The 19,786-nt window shown below is 68.6% G+C and carries 15 protein-coding genes and 1 pseudogene; 4 read left to right on the top strand and 12 right to left on the bottom strand.

Annotation, left to right across the window (positions count from 1 at the left end):
• Positions 1 to 59: 59 nt before the first annotated feature.
• Positions 60 to 1,067: pseudogene (locus QE412_RS17810) on the bottom strand (recombinase family protein); the annotation flags it as partial.
• Between the two features lie 272 nt (positions 1,068 to 1,339).
• Entirely contained in the window at positions 1,340 to 1,792 is a 453-nt protein-coding gene (locus tag QE412_RS17110; protein ID WP_307486702.1) for a hypothetical protein, read from the bottom strand.
• 104 nt (positions 1,793 to 1,896) lie between these two features.
• Between QE412_RS17110 and QE412_RS17105 the strand changes: the two genes are divergently transcribed.
• A protein-coding gene (locus QE412_RS17105) for an IS3 family transposase (RefSeq protein ID WP_307481242.1) occupies positions 1,897 to 3,161 on the top strand; the annotation gives its coding sequence in 2 pieces (ribosomal slippage) (positions 1,897 to 2,200 and positions 2,200 to 3,161; 1,266 coding nt in all).
• Positions 3,162 to 3,173: 12 nt separating this feature from the next.
• Here QE412_RS17105 and QE412_RS17100 read toward each other — a convergent pair.
• Positions 3,174 to 5,417 (bottom strand): hypothetical protein, encoded by a 2,244-nt coding sequence (locus QE412_RS17100; protein WP_307486700.1) that lies wholly within the window; start codon positions 5,415 to 5,417, stop codon positions 3,174 to 3,176.
• 119 nt (positions 5,418 to 5,536) lie between these two features.
• Between QE412_RS17100 and QE412_RS17095 the strand changes: the two genes are divergently transcribed.
• A complete protein-coding gene (locus QE412_RS17095) occupies positions 5,537 to 5,944 on the top strand; it encodes an META domain-containing protein (RefSeq protein WP_307486698.1) in 408 nt (135 codons plus the stop codon).
• A gap of 251 nt (positions 5,945 to 6,195) precedes the next feature.
• The gene (locus QE412_RS17090) at positions 6,196 to 6,975 is read left to right on the top strand and encodes an HAD-IIB family hydrolase (RefSeq protein ID WP_307486696.1); all 780 of its coding nucleotides are present in this window, start codon (positions 6,196 to 6,198) and stop codon (positions 6,973 to 6,975) included.
• 34 nt (positions 6,976 to 7,009) lie between these two features.
• Here QE412_RS17090 and QE412_RS17085 read toward each other — a convergent pair whose 3' ends face one another.
• From QE412_RS17085 to QE412_RS17055, 7 genes are all read right to left on the bottom strand, one after another.
• Positions 7,010 to 7,831 carry a siderophore-interacting protein gene (locus tag QE412_RS17085; RefSeq protein WP_307486693.1) on the bottom strand — a complete coding sequence of 274 codons (822 nt, stop codon included), beginning with the start codon at positions 7,829 to 7,831 and terminating at the stop codon, positions 7,010 to 7,012.
• A 10-nt stretch (positions 7,832 to 7,841) separates the two neighbouring features.
• A complete protein-coding gene (locus QE412_RS17080; RefSeq protein ID WP_307486691.1) occupies positions 7,842 to 8,624 on the bottom strand; it encodes a FadR/GntR family transcriptional regulator in 783 nt (260 codons plus the stop codon).
• A 60-nt stretch (positions 8,625 to 8,684) separates the two neighbouring features.
• On the bottom strand, positions 8,685 to 9,710 hold the full coding sequence (galE, locus tag QE412_RS17075; RefSeq protein ID WP_307486689.1) for a UDP-glucose 4-epimerase GalE: 1,026 nt from the start codon (positions 9,708 to 9,710) through the stop codon (positions 8,685 to 8,687).
• A 206-nt stretch (positions 9,711 to 9,916) separates the two neighbouring features.
• A complete protein-coding gene (locus tag QE412_RS17070; protein ID WP_307486687.1) occupies positions 9,917 to 10,522 on the bottom strand; it encodes a thymidine kinase in 606 nt (201 codons plus the stop codon).
• 4 nt (positions 10,523 to 10,526) lie between these two features.
• Complete coding sequence (locus QE412_RS17065) at positions 10,527 to 11,999, bottom strand: malate:quinone oxidoreductase (protein WP_307486685.1); 1,473 nt, start codon at positions 11,997 to 11,999, stop codon at positions 10,527 to 10,529.
• Between the two features lie 101 nt (positions 12,000 to 12,100).
• Positions 12,101 to 13,171, bottom strand: coding sequence for an aspartate-semialdehyde dehydrogenase (locus QE412_RS17060; RefSeq protein ID WP_307486683.1), 1,071 nt, complete (start codon positions 13,169 to 13,171; stop codon positions 12,101 to 12,103).
• Positions 13,172 to 13,380: 209 nt separating this feature from the next.
• Complete coding sequence (locus QE412_RS17055; RefSeq protein ID WP_307487283.1) at positions 13,381 to 14,667, bottom strand: aspartate kinase; 1,287 nt, start codon at positions 14,665 to 14,667, stop codon at positions 13,381 to 13,383.
• Between the two features lie 187 nt (positions 14,668 to 14,854).
• On the opposite strand from QE412_RS17055, the gene QE412_RS17050 reads away from it, so the two are divergent.
• Positions 14,855 to 16,252, top strand: coding sequence for a threonine/serine exporter family protein (locus tag QE412_RS17050; protein WP_307486680.1), 1,398 nt, complete (start codon positions 14,855 to 14,857; stop codon positions 16,250 to 16,252).
• Between the two features lie 131 nt (positions 16,253 to 16,383).
• Here the strand turns inward: QE412_RS17050 and recR are convergent, their stop codons facing one another.
• Both recR and QE412_RS17040 read right to left on the bottom strand, forming a co-directional pair.
• Positions 16,384 to 16,977: a recombination mediator RecR gene (gene recR / locus QE412_RS17045; protein ID WP_307486678.1), complete on the bottom strand. Its 594-nt coding sequence runs from the start codon at positions 16,975 to 16,977 to the stop codon at positions 16,384 to 16,386.
• Entirely contained in the window at positions 16,977 to 19,751 is a 2,775-nt protein-coding gene (locus QE412_RS17040; protein WP_307486675.1) for a DNA polymerase III subunit gamma and tau, read from the bottom strand. Before QE412_RS17040 ends, recR begins: the two co-directional genes overlap by 1 nt.
• Positions 19,752 to 19,786: the final 35 nt, after the last annotated feature.

The following is a 19,786-nucleotide window of genomic DNA, read 5'->3' as shown; positions in this document are numbered from 1 at the left end:
TGTGAGCGCATCACCTCGATCTCGTCGACGGTCAGTCCTTCGCGAGCAACCTCGCGAGCGACCTCCTCTTCGATGGCTTCCAAACGCAGCGAGGGAAGGTGGCAATGGTCGCGGGTCTTCCCTGAACAGACCCAGTACTCATACACTCCCCCGTTGCCCTGACTCTGGGTATAGACGAGCCGACGAGTGCGCCCCTCAGCCTTGCAGAGGCCGCAGAACAGCAGTCCCTTCAGGTAGTGAAAGTGAATGAAGTCCCGGTCGCCGCGCCGGTTCCTGCGGTCAAGAATCTTCTGGCATACGTCGAAAATCTCCTGGGTCACCAAGGCCGGATGACGACCTTCATAAAGTTCTCCTTTGTACGGGAGCATGCCGGTGTAGTACGGGTCACGGAGAATTTTGGCCAACGCACTAGACGACACGGGACGCGTCGGGCGATCACGAGGGCCACGACTCGTCAGCCCCATATCCTCAAGAAGCGTCGCGAGCTGCCACACCGAGTAGCGGTCCGTCGCGTACTGCTCGAAAGCGAACCGGATGAGCGGAGCTCGTTCCTCATCCAGGCTGATCGTGTTGACAAGACGACCACCGAAGTCTTTGCGATCGTTGATGTAACCGAGCTTGGCTCGCCCGATCGTTCCGCCGTTGACCGCCTTGTGGCGCATTTTCTGTTTGATGTCCTCGCCGCTCTGACGGACCTGGACTTCGTTCATGATGTCGGTGACAGCTTCCATGGCGTCAGCCATGTAGCCCTCACCGAAATCCTCTTTCGCGGAGATGAGCTTGACGCCCATACCGGCCAAGATCCGCTTGGTGATCGCCGCGTCAGCGAGGTTCCGAAAAGCCCGAGAGCGCATATATATAACTACGAAACTGATTTCGGGATGCTCCTCGATGTACCGCAGCATCTCCCTGAAAACAGGCCGCTTTCCAATCGACTGCGCTGAATTGCCGGGTTCCACGAACTCGGCGGCGATGGGGGCTTTCGCACGTTTCGCGCGAACGAGGCAGGCCTCTCGCTGAGTCGCGATCGAGTTGCCATCCGCGTCGATGTCGATTGCCGTGAGCATCTGTCGTGGCGTGGACACACGGAGGTAGACGACCGCGTGACCGTCGCTCTGATCAGCAACCGCGGGCGACGAACCATCGAGGCCGAGGAGTTGCTCCCAGCCGGAAAATGACGTCTTACGCGGGAGATTCGATGATTGGCTCATGAATGCCTCCTTTCTGCCGCCCGTTCGGGCGGACTTAGCTCCTTGATTTACGCTCACTTCACCTCTTAAGTCGAGATGTTTGGCGTTGTGGAATTGTCATCGCTGACCTGGGGAAAAGCCTCACTGCGCTACTTGTTGAAGACGTGCCACCACCCGTCGAGATGGACGACGTCGTAGGTGTCGAGGATCTGTCTGTCGATGACGGGGTGGTTCCAAGTGATGTGGTCCTCGGGGATGCCCTGCTCGTTCATGACTTTGGCGAGCGCTTCGAGCCAGCCGAGGGCTTCGAGGACGTCGTGACGGAACTCGGCGAAGGTTTCCCAGGCGTCGGCGTAGCTGTTGTAGAAGCGGTCGAGGACGTCGGGGGCGGCAGGGGTGGTGTCAGGCAGAAGGAGGTAGGCAGCGAAGGACGCGCCTGCTTCGTCGATGGCGTGGAGGATGCGGAGGGCGTCGTCTGGGTCGCGGAGCTCGGCGAGTGTTCTTTCGAGGGCTGTGGCTGCTTCGGGGCCGAAGGTGGCGTGTCCGCCGGGTCGGGAGGGTTCGCGTTCGGGCTCGGCGGGGGGTGGTGTTTCGGGGCTCATGCTTCCTCCTTTCTGGGGGCGAGCGCGTTGTGGCCGTCGGGGTCGATGGTTGAAGCGCCCTGGGTTTGTTGGAGGCTCCTGGCCTTGGAAACGAGGATGGAGTTATGCCGAAGGAAAAGGCGATCGGGAAGCCGACGACGCGTCGGTATTCGAGCGAGGAGAAGGCCGCCGCGGTGCGAATGGTGCGAACGCTGCGCGCCGAGTTGGGTGTCACGCAAGGGACGGTGCAGCGGGTCGCGTCGCAGCTCGGATACGGGGTCGAATCCGTGCGCACCTGGGTCAAGCAAGCTGACATCGACGACGGCGTCGCGCCGGGCGTGACCTCGTCGGAGGCGGCTCGGGTGCGGGAGTTGGAGCAAGAAGTCCGGGAGTTGCGTCGCGCCAACGAGATCCTCAAGCGTGCGGCGAGTTTCTTCGGGGCGGAGCTCGACCGCCAACACCGGAAGTAGTCGCGTTCGTCGACGCGAACAAGGACGACATCGTCGAGGGGCGCCCGCTCGGAGTCGAGCCCATCTGCGCACTGCTGCAGGTGGCTCCGAGCACGTACTACGCCGCCCGTGATCGGGCGCCGTCGGCGCGAGCGGTGAACGACGCGGTCGTGATGCCGGAGCTGGTGCGGCTGTGGATGGAGAACTACTGCGTCTACGGGGTCCGCAAGCTCTGGAAGGCGGCCCGCCGCGACGGGATCGACATCGGCCGAGACCAGACGGGTCGGTTGATGCGCGCTGCGGGGATCGAGGGCGCGAGACGGTCGAAGCGGGTCAAGACAACATGCCCTGATCCTGCCGCTGCGCGTCACCCGGATCTGGTGAAGCGGGAGTTCACCGCGACTGCCCCGAACCGGCTCTGGGTGACGGACCTCACGTTCGTACCGACCTGGGCCGGTGTCGCCTACGTCTGCTTCATCATCGACGCGTTCAGCCGGATGATCGTGGGATGGCGGGTCGCGTCGCACATGCGCACCGACATGGTCCTCGACGCGATCGAGATGGCCCGGTGGTCCCGCGGCGCCCGCCACCACGACCTGCGCTGTCATTCCGATGCGGGCAGTCAATTCACGTCGATCCGCTACGGCGAACGCCTCGCGGACATCGGGGCCACCCCGTCGATCGGGACCGTCGGCGACAGCTATGACAACGCCCTGGCAGAGACCGTGAACGGCTACTACAAGACTGAACTCGTCCGCGGACCCGCCCGATCCGGGCCCTGGAAGACGGTCGAGGACCTCGAGCTCGCGACCCTCGGGTGGGTGCACTGGCACAACACTCAACGCCTCCACGGCTACCTCGGCGACATCCCGCCCATCGAGTTCGAGCAGGCGTTCTATGCTGACCAAACGACCAGCGATCAGCTGGTGGGAATCAAATAGCGCGAGTCTCCATCAGACCCAGGGCGCTTCAATTCCTGGTCCATCAGGATTCCAGGAGAAGTGGCACGACATCACATCGCCCCTTTCGCGCAAGAAAGCCCTTTCCGCGCAATTCCGGCGCGAGGGAAGCGACGAATGTGAAGACGTCCGGGCAGAAAAGACCCGAACCTTTGACCCACGCCGAAGCGCCCTCGACATCTCCCGGGACGGGGATGTCGAGGGCGCTCGATCAACGCTGTTCAGCGGGTGACGCGGCGCAACCGGCGGTAGCCGAGAGCGCCGAAGCCTCCGAGCAGGAGCGCAACGGCACCCCACGCCAACGGGGCCTGGTCCGCCACACCGGTCACGGCGGAGTCCCCCGCCGTTACCGCCGCCGGGGTTCCCACCCGGGGCAGGTGTCGCCGAGGGCGACGGCGAGGGAGCGGGCTCGACCGCGACCGAGAAACCGACCGAGCTCGAGCTGGAGACACCGTCGACGGTCTGGGTGGCGACGACGGCGTAGGCGCCTTCGCCCAGGGTGTCCTTCAGCACGATCGACCAGCGGCCATCCTTGACCGTGGTCTCGCCGACCGTGGCGTCGTTCAGCGTCACCGTGATGGTGGCGCCGTCGATGCCGGTGCCCGAGATCGACGTCGGAACGGCGGCGCCGGTGTACGTGGCCCCGTTCTCGATACCGGTGATGGTCGGCGCCGACGGGGCGACGACGAACGCTGCGCGCGCCTCGGCCGAGGTCTCGCCGTCGCGTGCCTGCGTGGCGGTGAGGGCATAGCGACCGATACCGAGGTCGACCTCGACCGCCCACGTGCCGTCGGCGGCCACCTTGGCGCTGCCCGTGACATCGCCGGCGAGGGTGACCGTGGCACCCGGGAGACCGGTGCCCGAGATCGAGGTGACCTCGTTCTCGACGATCGAAGCGTCGGCGGGGGTCGAGATGACGGGCGCCTCGGCCTTGACCTCGACCGACGCATCGACGGACGCCGACTCGTTGAAGCCGTTCACCGCACGCAACGCGAACGTGAACACGCCGAGCTTGTCGGGCGCGGGGAAGCTCCACGCGCCCGCAGCGTCGACGGGCACATCGAAGGTGTCCCCCGAGGCGGGGGTGACCTTCAGAGTCGTTCCGACGGGGGCCGTTCCCGAAATGGCACCGCCGACGCCGACGGAGCCGCCCTCGGCGGGCGTGGTCAGCGCGGGGGCATCGATCTTCACGGCGACCGAGTAGCCGCCGGTCTGTGCGAGACCCGCCTGGAGGTCGGCGGCCCAGAGGAAGTCGCCGGCCTCGTTCCCGCCGGATACCACGCCGACCGCCGTCGTGCCTTGGAAGACGGCGCCACCCGAGTCGCCACCCAGCACCGTCTCGGGGGCACCCTCGACAGCGAAGCCGTACACCCACCGCACGTCGTTCTCTTCGGCGACCTGCATCCAGCCCTCGACGGCGGTCACGGTTCCACTGGTGAGACCGGTCGTGCGACCCGACTTCGACGCCTGCTGGTCGACCTGCGCTGCGCCGATGGCGCGCACGTCGGTCGTGGACGCGGAGAGGTCCTCGGAGGACGCCGTCGTCCAGTCCGTGATCTCCGGGAGGAGATCGAGATCGGTGTTCGTGACGTCGATGGTCGCGATGTCGACCGACGAGGTGTCGCCGTTCGCCCCGGCGGAGTTTCCGGGCCCACCGAACTGTGAGAAGGCGAGGGTGCCCAGCGGCGCCCTGTCGTCGATGTCGCTGTTGTCGTCAGCACCACCACCGGCGGGGTCGCCGGAGGGAAGCGACAGCAGGCTCTCAGTCAGCGTGCCGTCGGCGTTGCAGTGGCCCGCGGTGATGACCGCCGGGTCACCCTCGGGGCTCCAGCCGGTGAAGCCGACCGAGCACAGCGCGACGGAGCGACCTCCGGCCGGAGAGAGATAGCCAGCCCCGCCAACGAGGTCGTCGGTCGCAGCCGCCTTGATGGGGCCGACCTTCTTCACGACGACGTTCGACGACGTCTCGACGAAGGACTTCGCCTCGCCTTCGAGCTGGGACTGCTCGGCGGTGGTGTAGACCACGACGTTGCCGGAGCCGTCTTTGGCGACGCCCTGCACCTGGTCGCTGCTCGTCATCAGGCGTTGCGCGGTGGCATCGAACTCGGGGCCCGACGTGGGCGCGGTCGACGGGTCTTCTCCGGCGAAGGCCACCCCAGGGGCCAGCAGACCGGACGCGGTGAGCGCGATGGCGGCCGAAGCTCCAGCCCACCCCAAGCGCTTCATGTTTCGAGTCATCGTCTCATCTCGTATGTGTCGTGGTTAAACGCATACCCAGAAGGAAAGGAACCGCACGATCGGGCCCCCACCCATCTCTCAGCGTCGCGGCCTAGGTTAGGACTACCTGAGAGTTGTATATGAACGCTTTTTCGTTATTTGTCGAAGATGAGGAAATTCTCATGAAACGCCACGCCACCGCTCTCACTGCAATTGCATTCATCGGAATGGGAATGACCGCGTGGAGCGGAAGATCCGCCCGTGAGACAGATATCGAAGCGGAGGGACGATGGGTGGGGAGCGGCCCGGAGTATCTCACCCTCGTCGACGGAGAGCTGCGTGGCAGCGACGGGTGCAACGGCGTCGCGGGCACCTATACGCGGGACGGCGAGACCCTGACCTTCCACCGCGGCATGTCGACGCTCAAAGCGTGCGTGGGCGTCGATACGTGGCTGCGCGGCGCGGCCCGCGCCACGATCCGCGGCGAGGTCATGACGGTGCTCGACCGCGAGGGCAACGAGATCGGCATCCTGACCCGCGACGAGTGATCCGCCGACACGGCCGGTTGGCGGACTCCCGACGGCTCGATGCCCGGATTGCGCGATCCGAACATTCGTAGCCGCTCACCCGATCGCCCTCACCCGCTCCACCACGGCACCATCGCTCGCCACCCCCCACCCACCGGAAGAGCGCAGCCCGCCTAGAATCGAACCCGACCGCACGCCGATCGACTCGACGTCCGGGATCTCTTCCTGCCGCACGCGCCCCGCGCGCCACCCGCCGATCTCTCAGGAGCACCGTGTCCGACGCCTCGCCCCGCCTCGTCGCCTTCGACCTCGATGACACTCTCGCTCCGTCGAAGTCGGCGATCGATCCGCGTATCGGCGACCTGCTGCTGGCCCTGGCCGGACGTGTCGAGGTCGCCATCATCTCGGGTGGTCAGCTGCAGCAGTTCCGTAGCCAGGTCGTCGATCGACTCCCGCACGCCGATCCCGAGCTGCTTGCACACCTGCACCTCATGCCGACCTGTGGCACGCAGTACTACCGCCTGTCGGTCGACGGCATCCAGACCGTCTACGCTCACTCGCTCACCGACGACGAGAAGCAGCGGGCTCTGGCCGCTGTGCGCGAGGAGGCCGAGCGCCTCGGTCTGTGGGAGGCGGAGCCCTGGGGCGACATCCTCGAAGACCGCGGCTCGCAGATCACATTCTCGGCACTTGGGCAGTCGGCTCCTCTCGACGCCAAGATGGCGTGGGATCCCACCGGCGAGAAGAAGAACAGCCTGCGCGAGGCCGTCGCACTGCGTATCCCCGACCTCGAGGTACGCTCGGGCGGCTCGACCTCCGTCGACATCACCCATCGGGGCATCGACAAGGCCTACGGCATGAACAAGCTCACCGAGGCCACCGGTATCCCTCTCGACGACATGCTGTTCGTCGGTGACCGGCTCGACCCGGACGGCAACGACTACCCCGTGCTCGCGATGGGCGTCACGTGCCAGGCCGTGCACGGCTGGGAAGACACCGCGGCGTTCCTCGAGACGCTGATCCCGACGCTGCCGGAGCGCGCACGGGCGTAACGTCCGACCTGGGAGGCCGACGAGGGCCTCGCCGTCAGACGATCTGACCGATCGGTTCCCGCTTCTCGGCCTGGAAGCGGTCTTCGGTTCGCCCGTACGCCCAGTACCCCGACAGCGATACCTGACCTCGTTCGAGGCCCCAGCGGGTGAAAACGATGTCGCGAATCGCTTTCATCGCCTCGCGCTCACCATGGGCGAACACGTGTCCGCGCCCTTCGTGGGGATGCCATGCGGCCACCGCATCGCGAAGGACCGTCGACGTGCCCGCGGCCGAGGCACCGCGGTGCAGCCACACGACCTCGACGCCGTCGGGCGCCACCAGCTCGAGCTGCTCACCCTCGTGCTGCACCTCGAGGAACGCCGTGCCCACGGCATCCGGAGCCAACGCCTCGAGGGCAGCGGCGATGGCCGGTACCGCCGATTCGTCGCCGATCAGCAGATGCCAGTCAGCCGTGGGATCTGGGGCATACCCGCCTCCAGGCGAAGACACCACGAGGCGGTCACCGGGCTGCGCCGATGCCGCCCAGGGGCCGGCCAGTCCCTCGTCGCCGTGCACGACGAAGTCGATCACCAGCTCGTCGCCGTCGACGTGGCGCACCGTATAGGTGCGGGTGACGGGGAGATCCTCCGGGCGCAGCGTCTCGCGCAGGGTGGCGAGATCGTAGGGCGGCTCGAGACCGAGCTCGGCCTTGACGAAGGTGATCTTGACGTACTTGTCGGTGTACGCGCTCGCGCGGAACGTCGACAGGTCGTCGCCCCGGGCACGCACGCGCACGAGGTGCGGCGTGAGGCGCTCGGTCGAGACCACCTGCAGCACGTGCTGCGGGCGCGGCGGGCGGACGGGACGATCGGTCATAGCGGTCCTTTCACGCGGAGGTCGTGGGACGGTCGACGGCGGCGGCCATGCGCGCGGCGTCGGCGACAGCAGCCTCGCCGCGGTCGTCGGGACTGAGCGCGACCGCCACCTGCGTGTAATAGTCGGCGATGTGGGCGCGCACGCTCTCGCGAGCACGGGCGGCGTCGCCGGCCGCGACGGCGGCGACGATGGCGCGGTGTTCGTGCCGCAGGCGATCGGCGGTGGCGACCCAGTCGTCGAGCCGCGCGGCACCGGCCTGAGTGTACGACTCGATCGAGCTGCGCAGCCCCGCCATCATCGCCGCGATCACCGCGTTGCCCGATGCCTCGGCCAGAGCCTGGTGAAAACGCGCGTCCAGGGCGAGGAACTCCCCCGGCGCGAGGTCGGCGGCATCCATCGCGTCGAGCACGTCGACGACCCCGCTGAGATCGGCGTCGGCCACGGCGAGCCGTTCGGCGACGTCGCTCTCGAGCACGACGCGGGTACGCACCACATCGGCGAGGGGGAAGCCGTTGGCCGCCACCTGGAGGCGGAGAAAGGCGGCGAGACCGCCGCGCGGTGTCGTCACGATCATCGCCCCCGCATTCGGTCCCGAGCCGGTGGCCGTGCGTACGACGCCGAGCACCTCGAGCACGCGTATGGCCTCTCGAACGCTGGAGCGACCGACACCGAGCTGCGCGGCGAGCTCGCGCTCGGGAGTCACCCGATCGCCGGGGGCGAGGAGGCCGTCGCGCAGGTCGGCCTCGATGCGCTCGAGCACGACCTGCCACGCGCGCGGCTGGGTATCCGCCATGACATCCCCCGTCCGTCCCGCCGTGGTGATGTGGCCGGACCACACCACCCTACGCGCGGATCAGGCCTCGGGCGTGGCGTACCCGGCCGGGTTGGTCTGCTGCCAGTTCCAGTAGTCACGGCACGCGTCGTCGATCTCGAGGCGCGTGCGCCAGCCGAGTACCTGGGCGGCCTTGGCGGGGTCGCAGTAGGTCGCCGCGACGTCACCAGGGCGGCGATCGAGGATCTTCTTCGGCAGGGCGTGGCCGACCGCCTTCTCGAACGAGGCGATGAGCTCGAGCACGCTGACCGGACGACCGGTACCGAGGTTGAACACGGCGTGGCCGGGCTGGGCCTGCTCGAGCGCGACGACGTGTCCCTCGGCCAGGTCGACGACGTGGATGTAGTCGCGCAGGCCCGTGCCGTCGGGGGTGTCGTAATCGTCGCCGAAGACGCCGATCTCATCGAGCGTGCCGATCGCGACGCGCGAGACGTACGGCATGAGGTTGTTCGGGATGCCGGCGGGGTCTTCGCCGATCAGCCCCGAGGGGTGCGCCCCGACCGGGTTGAAGTAGCGCAGCACCGTGACGTTCAGATCCGGGTTCACGCGAGCGACGTCGGCCAGCACGACCTCGTTCATGCGCTTGGACTTGCTGTAGGCGTTGGACAGGTCGACGCTCGTGGTCGATTCCTCGGTGAACGGCAGGTCGGCCGGGTCGGAGTAGACCGTGCCGGTGCTGGAGAACACGAACGAACGGATGCCGTGCGCCAGCCCCACGCGCAGCAGCGCGAACGTGGTGTCGAGGTTGTTGGAGTAGTACTCCAGCGGCTTCTGCGTGGACTCCCCCACGGCCTTGAACGCCGCGAGGTGGATGATCGCATCGATGGGACCGTGCTCGTCGAAGACGGCGGACACCACGGCGTCGTCGGCGGCATCGCCCACGACGAGCGGCGCCGGCTTACCGGTGATGCGCTCCACCCGCTCGGCGGCCACCGCGTGGGTGCCCGACAGATCGTCGAGGAGGACGACGTCGTGACCGGCTTCGAGAAGGGCCACGGCTGTGTGGGTTCCGATGTAACCGGCACCGCCGGCCAGGAGTACGCGCATGATCCCAGGCTATCGGTCGGCACTGGGCGGGTGTGCCGGGCTCCGGTGAATCATCCGGCGCGACAGACGGCCCGACCGAGTCGGGCGGTTCTCGACGGAGTTCTCCGGAGACCGGCACGCCCGGGCCGGCCCGCGGCACCCAGAGCCCGACACGCGCGGCCGGCGCGCGGTCCCCGAGCACGGCCCGTTCGGCGCAGCGAACGGCGTCAGCGCCCGTCGAGCCGCCCGCCCGATTCGCGCAGGTAACACGCGGCGCACATGGACTCGTAGGTCACTTCACCCGCGATCTGACCCTCGTCGATGGCGACCTGGTCGCCGTCGAAGACGAACCGGCCGCCCACGAGGCGCGCGTTGAAGAGCGCCTTGCGTCCGCAGCGGCAGATCGTCTTGAGCTCCTCGAGGCTGTGCGCGATCTCGAGCAGGCGCGCGGAGCCGGGGAACGCCTCCGTGCGGAAGTCGGTACGAATGCCGTAGGCCAACACCGGGATGCCGTCGAGCACGGCGATGCGCAGGAGATCGTCGATCTGCCCGGCGGTGAAGAACTGCGCCTCATCGACCAGCAAGCACGCGACCGGCGCGTGACCGGCGGCGGCGTGGAACACCTCGCGCAGATCGTCGTCGGCGCCGACGAGGAAGTCGACGGGACGACTCACGCCCAGGCGGCTCTCGATCTGATCGGCGCCCTTGGTGTCGATCTCGGGCTTGGCCAGCAGCACGCGCTGGCCGCGCTCCTCGTAGTTGTACGCCGCCTGCAACAGGGCCGTGGACTTGCCCGAGTTCATCGCCCCGTAGCGGAAGTACAGCTTCGCCACGGGATCAGGGGGTGATCTTCAGCGCCTGGGCGGTGGCATCCAGTTCTTTGCGCGCCGCGTCGGGATGCGTGTTGAGCGACTCGCCATAGCTGGGGATGAGCTCGCGCAGACGCGGCTCCCACTCGGGCATGCGCTCGGGGAAGCAGGTCTTGATGAGGCCGAGCATGATCGACACGGCCGTCGAGGCCCCCGGAGAGGCGCCCAGGAGACCGGCGATCGAGCGGTCCTCGGCGGTGATGACCTCGGTGCCGAACTGCAGCACGCCGCCCTTGTCTTTGTCCTTCTTCATGACCTGGGCGCGCTGGCCGGCGTCGAGCAGTTCCCAGTCCTCGGCCTTCGCCGTGGGCATGAAGTCGCGCAGGCTGTCGACCTTCTTGGCGTGGGTCTTCAGCAGTTCGCTGACGAGGTACTTGATGAGGCCGGGGTTGTCGACGGCGACCTTGAGCATGGGCAGCAGGTTGTGCGGGCGCACCTGCGTGACGATGTCGAGCATCGAGCCGTTCTTGAGGAACTTGGGGCTGAAGGTTGCGAACGGGCCGAACAGCAGCGACGTCTCGCCGTCGACCACGCGCGTGTCGAGGTGCGGCACCGACATCGGCGGGGCGCCGACCGAGGCCTGCGAGTAGACCTTGGCGCGGTGCTGGGCGACGATGTCGGGGTTGGACGTCTTCAGCCACTGCCCGCCGATGGGGAACACGCCATAGCCCTTGATCTCGGGGATGCCGGAGCGCTGCAGCAGCTTCAGCGCCCACCCGCCGGCGCCGACGAAGACGAACTTCGCGTTGATCGTGCCGGGAGTCCCCCCGATGACATGGCGGTAGGTCACCCGCCATGAGCCGTCCTTCTGCTTCTTCAGCTTCTTGACGTCGTGGTTCGTGGCGACGTCGACGCCCTTCTCACGCAGGTCCGCGAACAGCTGGCGGGTGAGCGAGCCGAAGTCGACGTCGGTGCCGGCCGGGACGCGGGTCGCGGCGAACGGCTCGCCCTTGCGCCGCTTCTGCATGAGCAGAGGCGCCCACTGGTTGATGACGCGCGAGTCTTCGCTGTACTCGATGCCGGCGAACAGCGGCTGCTGCTTCAGCATCTCGTAACGCTTGCGGAGGTAGGCGACGTCTTTCTCACCGCGCACGAACGTCATGTGCGGGGTGGCGTTGATGAATGTCGACGGCTCGTCGAGCACGCCCTCGGCCACGAGCGACGCCCACAGCTGACGGCTCTGCTGGAACTGCTCGTTGATGGCGATGGCCTTGGCCGGGTCCATCGAACCGTCTTTGCCCTCGGGCATGTAATTGAGCTCGCACAGCGCCGCGTGACCGGTGCCGGCGTTGTTCCACGCGTTCGAGCTCTCCTGCGCGACGTCGCTGAGGCGCTCCAGGACCGCGATCTTCAGATCGGGCTGCAGGTCTTTCAGCAGGGTGCCGAGGGTGGCGGACATGATGCCGCCACCGATGAGGAGAACATCGACGTTTTCAGTCACCCGACGATTCTAGGTGCGCGCCATGAGGTGTCTCGACATCGAGAGATCGGTCGGTTCGATGTCGAGACAACCCCGGGCGGGCGGCATCCGGATGCCGGATCTCAGGCGTGCGCGCCGAGCTTCTGCGCGACGAGCTCGGCGATCTGCACCGCGTTCAGAGCGGCACCCTTGCGCAGGTTGTCGTTGCTGATGAACAGCACGAGACCCTTGCCCTCGGGGGCGGACTGGTCGGCGCGGATGCGGCCGACGTAGCTGGGGTCGGTGCCGGCGGCCTGCAGGGGCGTGGGGACCTCTTCGAGGCGCACCCCGGGTGCGTCGGCGAGCAGCTCGCGCGCGCGCTCGGGCGAGAGGTCGCGGGCGAACTCGGCGTTGATGCTGAGCGAGTGGCCCGTGAAGACGGGGACGCGCACGCAGGTGCCGGCGACGCGGAGGTCGGGGAGCTCGAGGATCTTGCGGCTCTCGTTGCGCAGCTTCTTCTCTTCGTCGGTCTCGTTGAGGCCGTCGTCGACGAGGTTGCCCGCGAACGGGATGACGTCGAAGGCGATGGGCGCGACGTACTTCTCCGGCTGGGGGAAGTCCAGCGCCGAGCCGTCGCGGACGAGCCGCTCGACGTCGCCCTGCGCGAGAACGCCCTCGACCTGGCCGAGCAACTCCTGGGCACCGGCGAGGCCCGAGCCGGAGACCGCCTGGTACGTGCTGACGATGAGACGCTCGAGACCCGCCTCGGCGTCGAGCACCTTCAGGACCGGCATGGCGGCCATCGTGGTGCAGTTGGGGTTGGCGACGATGCCCTTGACGGCCTGGTCGATCGCGTGCGGGTTGACCTCGCTCACGACGAGGGGCACCTCGGCATCCATGCGCCAGGCGCTGGAGTTGTCGATGACGAGGGCGCCGGCCTCGGCGAAGCGGGGCGCGTGGGCGCGGCTGCCGGTGGCGCCGGCCGAGAAGAGGGCGACCTCGACGCCGGACGGGTCGGCCGTGGCGACGTCTTCGACGACGATCGAGTGGCCGCCGAAGTCGATGGAGGTGCCGGCCGAGCGCGCCGTGGCGAACAGGCGCAGCTCGCGAATCGGGAACGACCGCTCGGCGAGGATCTCGAGCATGACGGTGCCGACCTGGCCGGTGGCGCCGACGACGGCGAGGGAGATTCCGGAATCGGAGATGCGGGTCATGCGGGTACCTCGGGTGTTCGGGTGATGGATGCCGCGACGGCGGCGTTCGGGTCAGGGTAGCGCGAGCTGCTGGTCGCTCAGGCCGCGAGCGGGCCGAACTCCGGAGAAATCGACCGGGATGCGCCGGGAGATGGCGGGATTACGCGGGTGCGGGCCGGCGCCGCGGCGGAAACTCAGGAGTTTCGCACGGCCGCGGCGGGCGCAGCGCGTCAGCGACCGGTGCCGGCGTGGACGGTCGCCTCGGCGTCGCCGTCGAGACCATACGCCGTGTGCACGAGGCGCGCGGCTTCGGCGAGGTCGACACCGCGCACGACGACCGAGATGCGGATCTCGGAGGTCGAGATCATCTCGATGTTGACCCCGGCCATGCTCAACGCCTCGAAGAGGGTCGCCGAGACGCCCGAGTGCGTGCGCATGCCCGCACCCACGACCGACAGCTTGCCGATCTGGTCGTCGTGCACGAGGCTCTCGAAGCCCACCTCGGTCTGCTCGCTCGCGAGGGCCTTGAGCGCCGTCGCCGCGTCGGTCTTGGGCAGGGTGAACGAGATGTCGGTGCGGCCGGTCGCGGCGGCCGAGACGTTCTGGACGATCATGTCGACGTTCGCGCCCGACTTGGCGACGATCTTGAAGATGTCGGCGGCCTTGCCGGGAACGTCGGGTACGCCGATGACGGTGATCTTCGCCTGGCTGAGGTCGGTGGCGACGCCGGCGACGATGGGCTCTTCCATGGCTTCACTTTCGGGGACGAGGGGGGAGGTCTTCGACGGGTCGAGCACCCACGTGCCCTCACCCGAGCTGAACGTGGACCGGGCGTGGATGAGCACGCCGTGACGGCGCGCGTACTCGACGGCGCGGATGTAGAGGACCTTCGCGCCGTTGGCGGCGAGCTCGAGCATCTCTTCGCTGCCGACGCGGTCGAGCTTGCGCGCGAGCGGCACGACGCGCGGGTCGGCGGTGAAGATGCCGTCGACGTCGCTGTAGATCTCGCACACGTCGGCCTCGAGGGCCGCGGCGAGCGCGACGGCGGTGGTGTCGGAGCCGCCGCGGCCCAGCGTGGTGATGTCGCGGGTGTCGCGGTTGAAGCCCTGGAAGCCTGCCACGATCACGATCGCGCCCTCGTCGAGCGCTTCGCGCAGGCGCACCGGGGTGACGTCGACGATGCGCGCGGCGCCGTGCGTGGCATCCGTGATCATGCCCGCCTGGCTGCCGGTGAAGGAGCGGGCCTCGAAGCCCATCGAGTGGATCGCCATGGCCAGCAGCGCCATCGAGATGCGCTCACCGCTGGAGAGCAGCATGTCCAGCTCGCGCGGCGCGGGGATGGGGGCGACCTGGCCCGCGAGGTCGAGCAGCTCATCGGTCGTGTCGCCCATCGCGCTGACCGCGACGACGACCTCGTGACCCGCGCGACGCGTGTCGACGATGCGCTTGGCGACGCGCTTGATGCTCTCGGCGTCGGCGACGGACGAGCCGCCGTACTTCTGGACGATCAGCGCCATAAGAGGAACTCCCGGGAGGGTCGGGCGTCGGGATGCCACGACGGGGCGCTCGGATGCCGCACCCGATCATCCATCCTAGGGGCGGGCGCATTCCCTCTCCGTCATGCGGCGACCCGCCCTGCCGGTACCCGGATCCGGCGGATAGGATCGACCCTTCCGCCCGGTTCGTGCTCCTGGAGGCCCGCGGTTGTCCCCCACCCCGCTTCGACTGCTGTCGTCACTGCGTCGCCTCGTCCACACCGACGGCGAAGCGATGCTCGACACCCAGCTGCTTCCCGTGATCGACGAAGCCCTCTCGACACGCATCCTCGACCTCGCGATCCGCATCGGCGAGACCATGCTCGTCGTGGGCGCGCCCGCCAACGAGGTGACGCTGACCATCGTGCGGGTGTGCGGCGCGTACGGGCTCGACCCGGTGCACGTCGACGTCACCTACAACTCCATCACGATCGCCCACAGTCGCCCGGGGGCCAGCCGCCCCACGACGCTGCTGCGCGTCGTACGCGGCTCAGTGCCCGACCATGCCAAGCTCCAGCGCCTGCAGGCCCTCGTCACCGAGATCACGGGCGGGCTGCCGCTCGACGACGCGATCAGCCGCTGCCGCGCCATCCGGCGCCTGCCGTTCCGCTATCGCCCCGCGATCGTGGTGGCCTCGCAGGCGTCGCTCGCGACGGGCGTCGCCATCATGTTCGGGGCGAACTGGCTGGCCCTCGTGCTCTCGTTCATCGCCGCCGCCCTCGCCGCGACCACGCAGTACGCGTTGGCCCGCGCTCGCGTGCCCTACTTCTTCGCGCAGATCGCGGGCGGGTTCGTCCTCACCGTCGTCGCGGCCCTGTCGCCCCTGCTGCAGTACACCGGTCTCGACGCGGCTGCGGCGATCCGTCCGTCGGTGATCGTGGCATCCGGGATCGTCCTGATGCTCGCCGGCCTCACCGTGGTGGGGGCGGCGCAAGACGCCATCGACGGGTTCGCGCTGACCGCGACCGGGCGGATCCTCGAGCTGACGACGCAGACGCTCGGCGTGGTGCTGGGCATCCTCGCCGGGCTCGAGACCGTCCGGGTGATCGGGCTGGGCATGTCTGCCCCCTCGAACGCGCTACCACTGGGACCGGTGAGCGTGCAGTTCGTCGGGGCCGCCGTGATCGCGATCGCGGTGGCCGTCTACAACGGCGCAGGGGCGCGGATCATCGTGGTCAGCGCGGCCCTGAGCCTCGTCGCCTGGGCGGGATACGTCGGGGCCTCGGGGCTGGGCTTCGACGTCGCCGCCGCCAGCGGGATCGGGGCCTTCATCGGCAGCTTCGTCGGCATCGTCGTGGCTTACCGTCTACACGTGCCGTCGGTGGCGATCACGACCGCCGCGATCCTGCCGCTCGTGCCGGGGGCCGCGGTGTTCCGCGGGCTCCTGGGCGTCGTGGAATCGGGCGAGGACCCGGCGGTGCTCATGACGGGAGTCACCACGCTGGCGGGTGCGGCGACGATCGGCGTCGCCCTCGCCGTCGGGGCCTCCCTCGGCATCTACCTCGGGCAGCCGGTGCGGGCGACGCTGTCCAGCGTCGTGCGGGCTCGAGCGCGCACGCGGCGGTGAGCCTTCGGGCGCGAGCTCGTACGCGGGCTGCGCACACGGCGCGCGGGCGCAGGATCCTGTCGGGGCATGGAGTCTCTGTCCCTCGGGAGAGGGCGGTGCAGGTCGGTCAGCGGCAACGAGAGGGACCGAGATCAGAGCGTGCGGCGGCCCTCGAAGGCGCGGCCGAGGGTGACCTCGTCGGCGTACTCGAGATCACCGCCGACGGGCAGACCGGATGCCAAACGCGTGACGCGAATTTCGAGGGTGTGTAGCAGCCGGCTCAGATACGTGGCCGTCGCTTCACCCTCGAGGTTGGGGTTGGTGGCGAGGATGACCTCTTGCACGGTGCCATCGGCGAGACGCTGCATGAGTTGAGTGACGCGCAGATCGTCGGGACCGATGCCCGCGATGGGGCTGATAGCCCCGCCCAACACGTGGTAGAGGCCACGGAACTCACGGGTCCGCTCGATCGCGGCGACGTCTTTCGCGTCTTCGACGACACAGATCAGAGCCGGGTTACGCCGGGGGTCGCGACAGATCGAGCAGCGTTCCTGCTCGGAGACGTTGCCGCAGATCTCGCAGAACTTGACCTTGTCGCGAACCTCGCCCAGAAGCGTCGAGAGGCGGGATACGTCGAAGCTGGGCGACTGCAGGATGTGGAACGCGATACGCTGCGCCGACTTCGGCCCGATGCCGGGGAGGCGCCCGAACTCATCGATCAGGTCTTGGACGATGCCGTCGTACATCAGCTGAACCTCGTCGGGGGTTCATAGGGCTCGTCGCGCACGTAGGTGGCGCCGAGCACCTGGCGCACGACCGCCTCACCGTAGCGCTGAGCTCCGCCGCTGAGCGGCGTCATGCGCGGAACGATGACCGGGGGCAGGGGTATCTCGGTGTCGTCGGCCGGTGGGATGTCATCGTCGTCGTCGACCTCGTCGGGCGCAGGCATCGACGGGGTGACATCTCGGGTCGGAAGCACAGCACCCGGGGCGACCGCGAACGGCGCAGCGGTGGCGGACGCGTCGTCGGGCTCGTCATCTACAGCGAGGGCCGTGGAGGGAGCGGAAGTGGCTCCATCAGCCGATGGGATGGGAGCCACGGCCCATTCGGTGACCGCTGCTGCGTAAGGGGCCGACGAGCGCGATGACGCACCGCCCGTCTGGGCGCCACCGCGCGGACCGATCTGAGAGCCTGTCGAAGGCGGCGCGGACGGGCCACGTGGGGGCGCGCTGTGACCGGGCCCACCTTCACCATCGAGACGCGCGAGGTACTTCACACGGACGCCCAGGACGGCGTGGATCGCCTGGCGGAGATCTTCGCTGGGTCCTCCATCGACCGTGCGTGTCTTGAATGCCGCGAGGTCGCCGGATGTGCGGAACGAAAGGGTCAACACGTCGTCGTCGTAAGCACGCACCGTCGCCGTGGACACGACGAGCCACGCCGAGCGACGTGCGACTTCGAGCTGCCCCAGAATCTCTGGCCACGCGTCGCGCACGTGTCCGAGCTCGATGGGTCCGACCGGGGTCGCGGGCGGAGTCGGGGCCGACGGTTCGAGCGGTGAGACGTCGTCAGCGGGGAGCCCGGACGAGGACGGAGCGAACTCCCGCGCAGCGGTGGGTTCGCGAGAAGACGCGGCCGGGGGCGCGGGCGACGTGGCGCCGGCGTCGGGCTCGGTCGGAGCAGAAGCGGTGGGCGCGACCGTCGCACCCACCTCGCTCTCGGGCGTGGGTGCGGTATCGAACGGGTGCGCATCGTCGGCCGCCGACGCTTCGGCGGGGGCGGGTCGTTGCGGCGCGGATACGGGAGTCGCGGACTCGGGTTCGTCGAAGGGCGGCGGGGCATCGTCGTCGGTGAACGGCGGCGGAACGTCGTCGTCGTACGTACCGGATACGGCGGGCGACGAGGCACGCGCGGGGGCGGCCGACGGGCGCTCGGAAGCGGGTGCCGGGGTGCGAGGCGACGATGCCGACGCCGCGGGCGGCGCGGCGATCGACGGCGCCGCGACGGATGGTGAGCCCACGGACGGCGACGCCACGCCGGGTACCGCAACGCGCGGTGCAGAAGGTCCAGGCGACGCAATACCGGGCGAAGCGATCGCGGGGGAAGCGACGGCAGGCGCGGCGACGGCAGGGGAAACGACGGCGGGCGCCGCGACGCGCGGCTCCGACGGCCCAGGCGATGCCGCACCGGGAGAAGCGATACCGGGAGAAGCGATACCAGGCGAAGCGACGCGCGGTGCAGCGGCCGCGACGGGGGGCTGTGCGAGATTGTGATCCGGTGCCGCGATGTCGGCGGCAGGAGACGCGGGTCGCCCGGTTGCCGGCGCCATCTGTGGCGCTGGCGATGCAGCACCGCGTGACGCCTCGAGATCGTGGGCGCTGGCAGGCGAGATCCCCTGCGAAACCCCGGCATGCGTGAGCACACGCGCGACCAGCAATTCCAGCTGCAGCCGCGGCGATGTCGCCCCGGTCATCTCATCGAGAGCGGCGACGACGAGGTCGGCCGTACGCGACAGTCGTGCGGCTCCGAACGCCGTGGCCTGGCGGGCCATGCGCTCGAGCTCGTCGTCGGGGACGCCGCGCAGCACCGCCGCCGCACCGGCTCCGGTCGCCGCGACGATGATGAGGTCACGGAGTCGCTCGAGCAGGTCGTCGACGAACCGACGTGGATCTTGCCCGGTCTGCACGACGCGGTCGACGGCGGCGAACGCACCGGCACCGTCGAGCGCTGCGAAGGCGTCGACGACTTCGTCGAGCAACTCGGAGTGGGTGTACCCGAGTAGCGCCACGGCGCGCTCGTATCGCACGAGGACGTGCCCCGCGGCATCCTGATCGGAGCCGGCGATGAGCTGATCGAGCAGAGAGAGCGTGTCGCGGGGTGATCCGCCACCGGCGCGGACGACGAGGGGCAGCACGCCGGCCTCGACGCCGACGGCCTCGCTCTCGCAGAGCTCTTGGACGTACTCGAGCATGGCCGCCGGCGGTACGAGCCGGAACGGGTAGTGGTGGGTGCGCGAGCGGATCGTTCCGAGCACCTTTTCGGGCTCGGTGGTCGCGAAGATGAACTTGACGTGTGCGGGGGGCTCTTCGACGAGCTTGAGCAGGGCATTGAAGCCCTGCTGCGTGACCATGTGAGCCTCGTCGAGGATGAAGATCTTGAAGCGGTCGCGAGCCGGCGCGAAGATCGCGCGCTCGCGCAGGTCGCGAGCATCGTCGACGCCGTTGTGGCTGGCGGCATCGATCTCGACGACGTCGAGCGAACCGCCCCCGCCGCGGCCGAGCTCGACGCAACTGTCGCAGGTGCCGCATGGCGTGTCGGTGGGGCCGGCGGCGCAGTTGAGGCACCGGGCGAGGATGCGGGCCGAGGTGGTCTTGCCACACCCGCGCGGCCCCGAGAACAGGTACGCGTGACCGACCCGGTCGCTACGCAGGGCGGTCATCAGGGGCTCGGTCACCTGAGACTGCCCGATCATCTCGCCAAACGCCTGCGGGCGGTATCGGCGGTACAGGGCTGTCGTCACCACAACAGCCTACGGCGTACCTCCGACATCGCCTC

It is taken from the genome of Microbacterium trichothecenolyticum, assembly GCF_030818955.1.
Classification (GTDB): Bacteria; Actinomycetota; Actinomycetes; order Actinomycetales; family Microbacteriaceae; genus Microbacterium; species Microbacterium trichothecenolyticum_B.
Note: the sequence above shows the minus strand (reverse complement) of the source record. Positions and strands in the feature narration are given on the sequence as shown.

Excerpts from the sequence above, each read along its gene's own strand:
- recR (WP_307486678.1), bottom strand. The coding sequence starts at position 16,977 with ATGTACGACGGCATCGTCCAAGACCTGATCGATGAGTTCGGGCGCCTC.
- QE412_RS17060 (WP_307486683.1), bottom strand. The coding sequence starts at position 13,171 with ATGACCCGCATCTCCGATTCCGGAATCTCCCTCGCCGTCGTCGGCGCC.
- QE412_RS17095 (WP_307486698.1), top strand. The coding sequence starts at position 5,537 with ATGAACGCTTTTTCGTTATTTGTCGAAGATGAGGAAATTCTCATGAAA.
- QE412_RS17100 (WP_307486700.1), bottom strand. The coding sequence starts at position 5,417 with ATGACTCGAAACATGAAGCGCTTGGGGTGGGCTGGAGCTTCGGCCGCC.
- QE412_RS17085 (WP_307486693.1), bottom strand. The coding sequence starts at position 7,831 with ATGACCGATCGTCCCGTCCGCCCGCCGCGCCCGCAGCACGTGCTGCAG.
- QE412_RS17080 (WP_307486691.1), bottom strand. The coding sequence starts at position 8,624 with ATGGCGGATACCCAGCCGCGCGCGTGGCAGGTCGTGCTCGAGCGCATC.
- galE (WP_307486689.1), bottom strand. The coding sequence starts at position 9,710 with ATGCGCGTACTCCTGGCCGGCGGTGCCGGTTACATCGGAACCCACACA.
- QE412_RS17055 (WP_307487283.1), bottom strand. The coding sequence starts at position 14,667 with ATGGCGCTGATCGTCCAGAAGTACGGCGGCTCGTCCGTCGCCGACGCC.
- QE412_RS17110 (WP_307486702.1), bottom strand. The coding sequence starts at position 1,792 with ATGAGCCCCGAAACACCACCCCCCGCCGAGCCCGAACGCGAACCCTCC.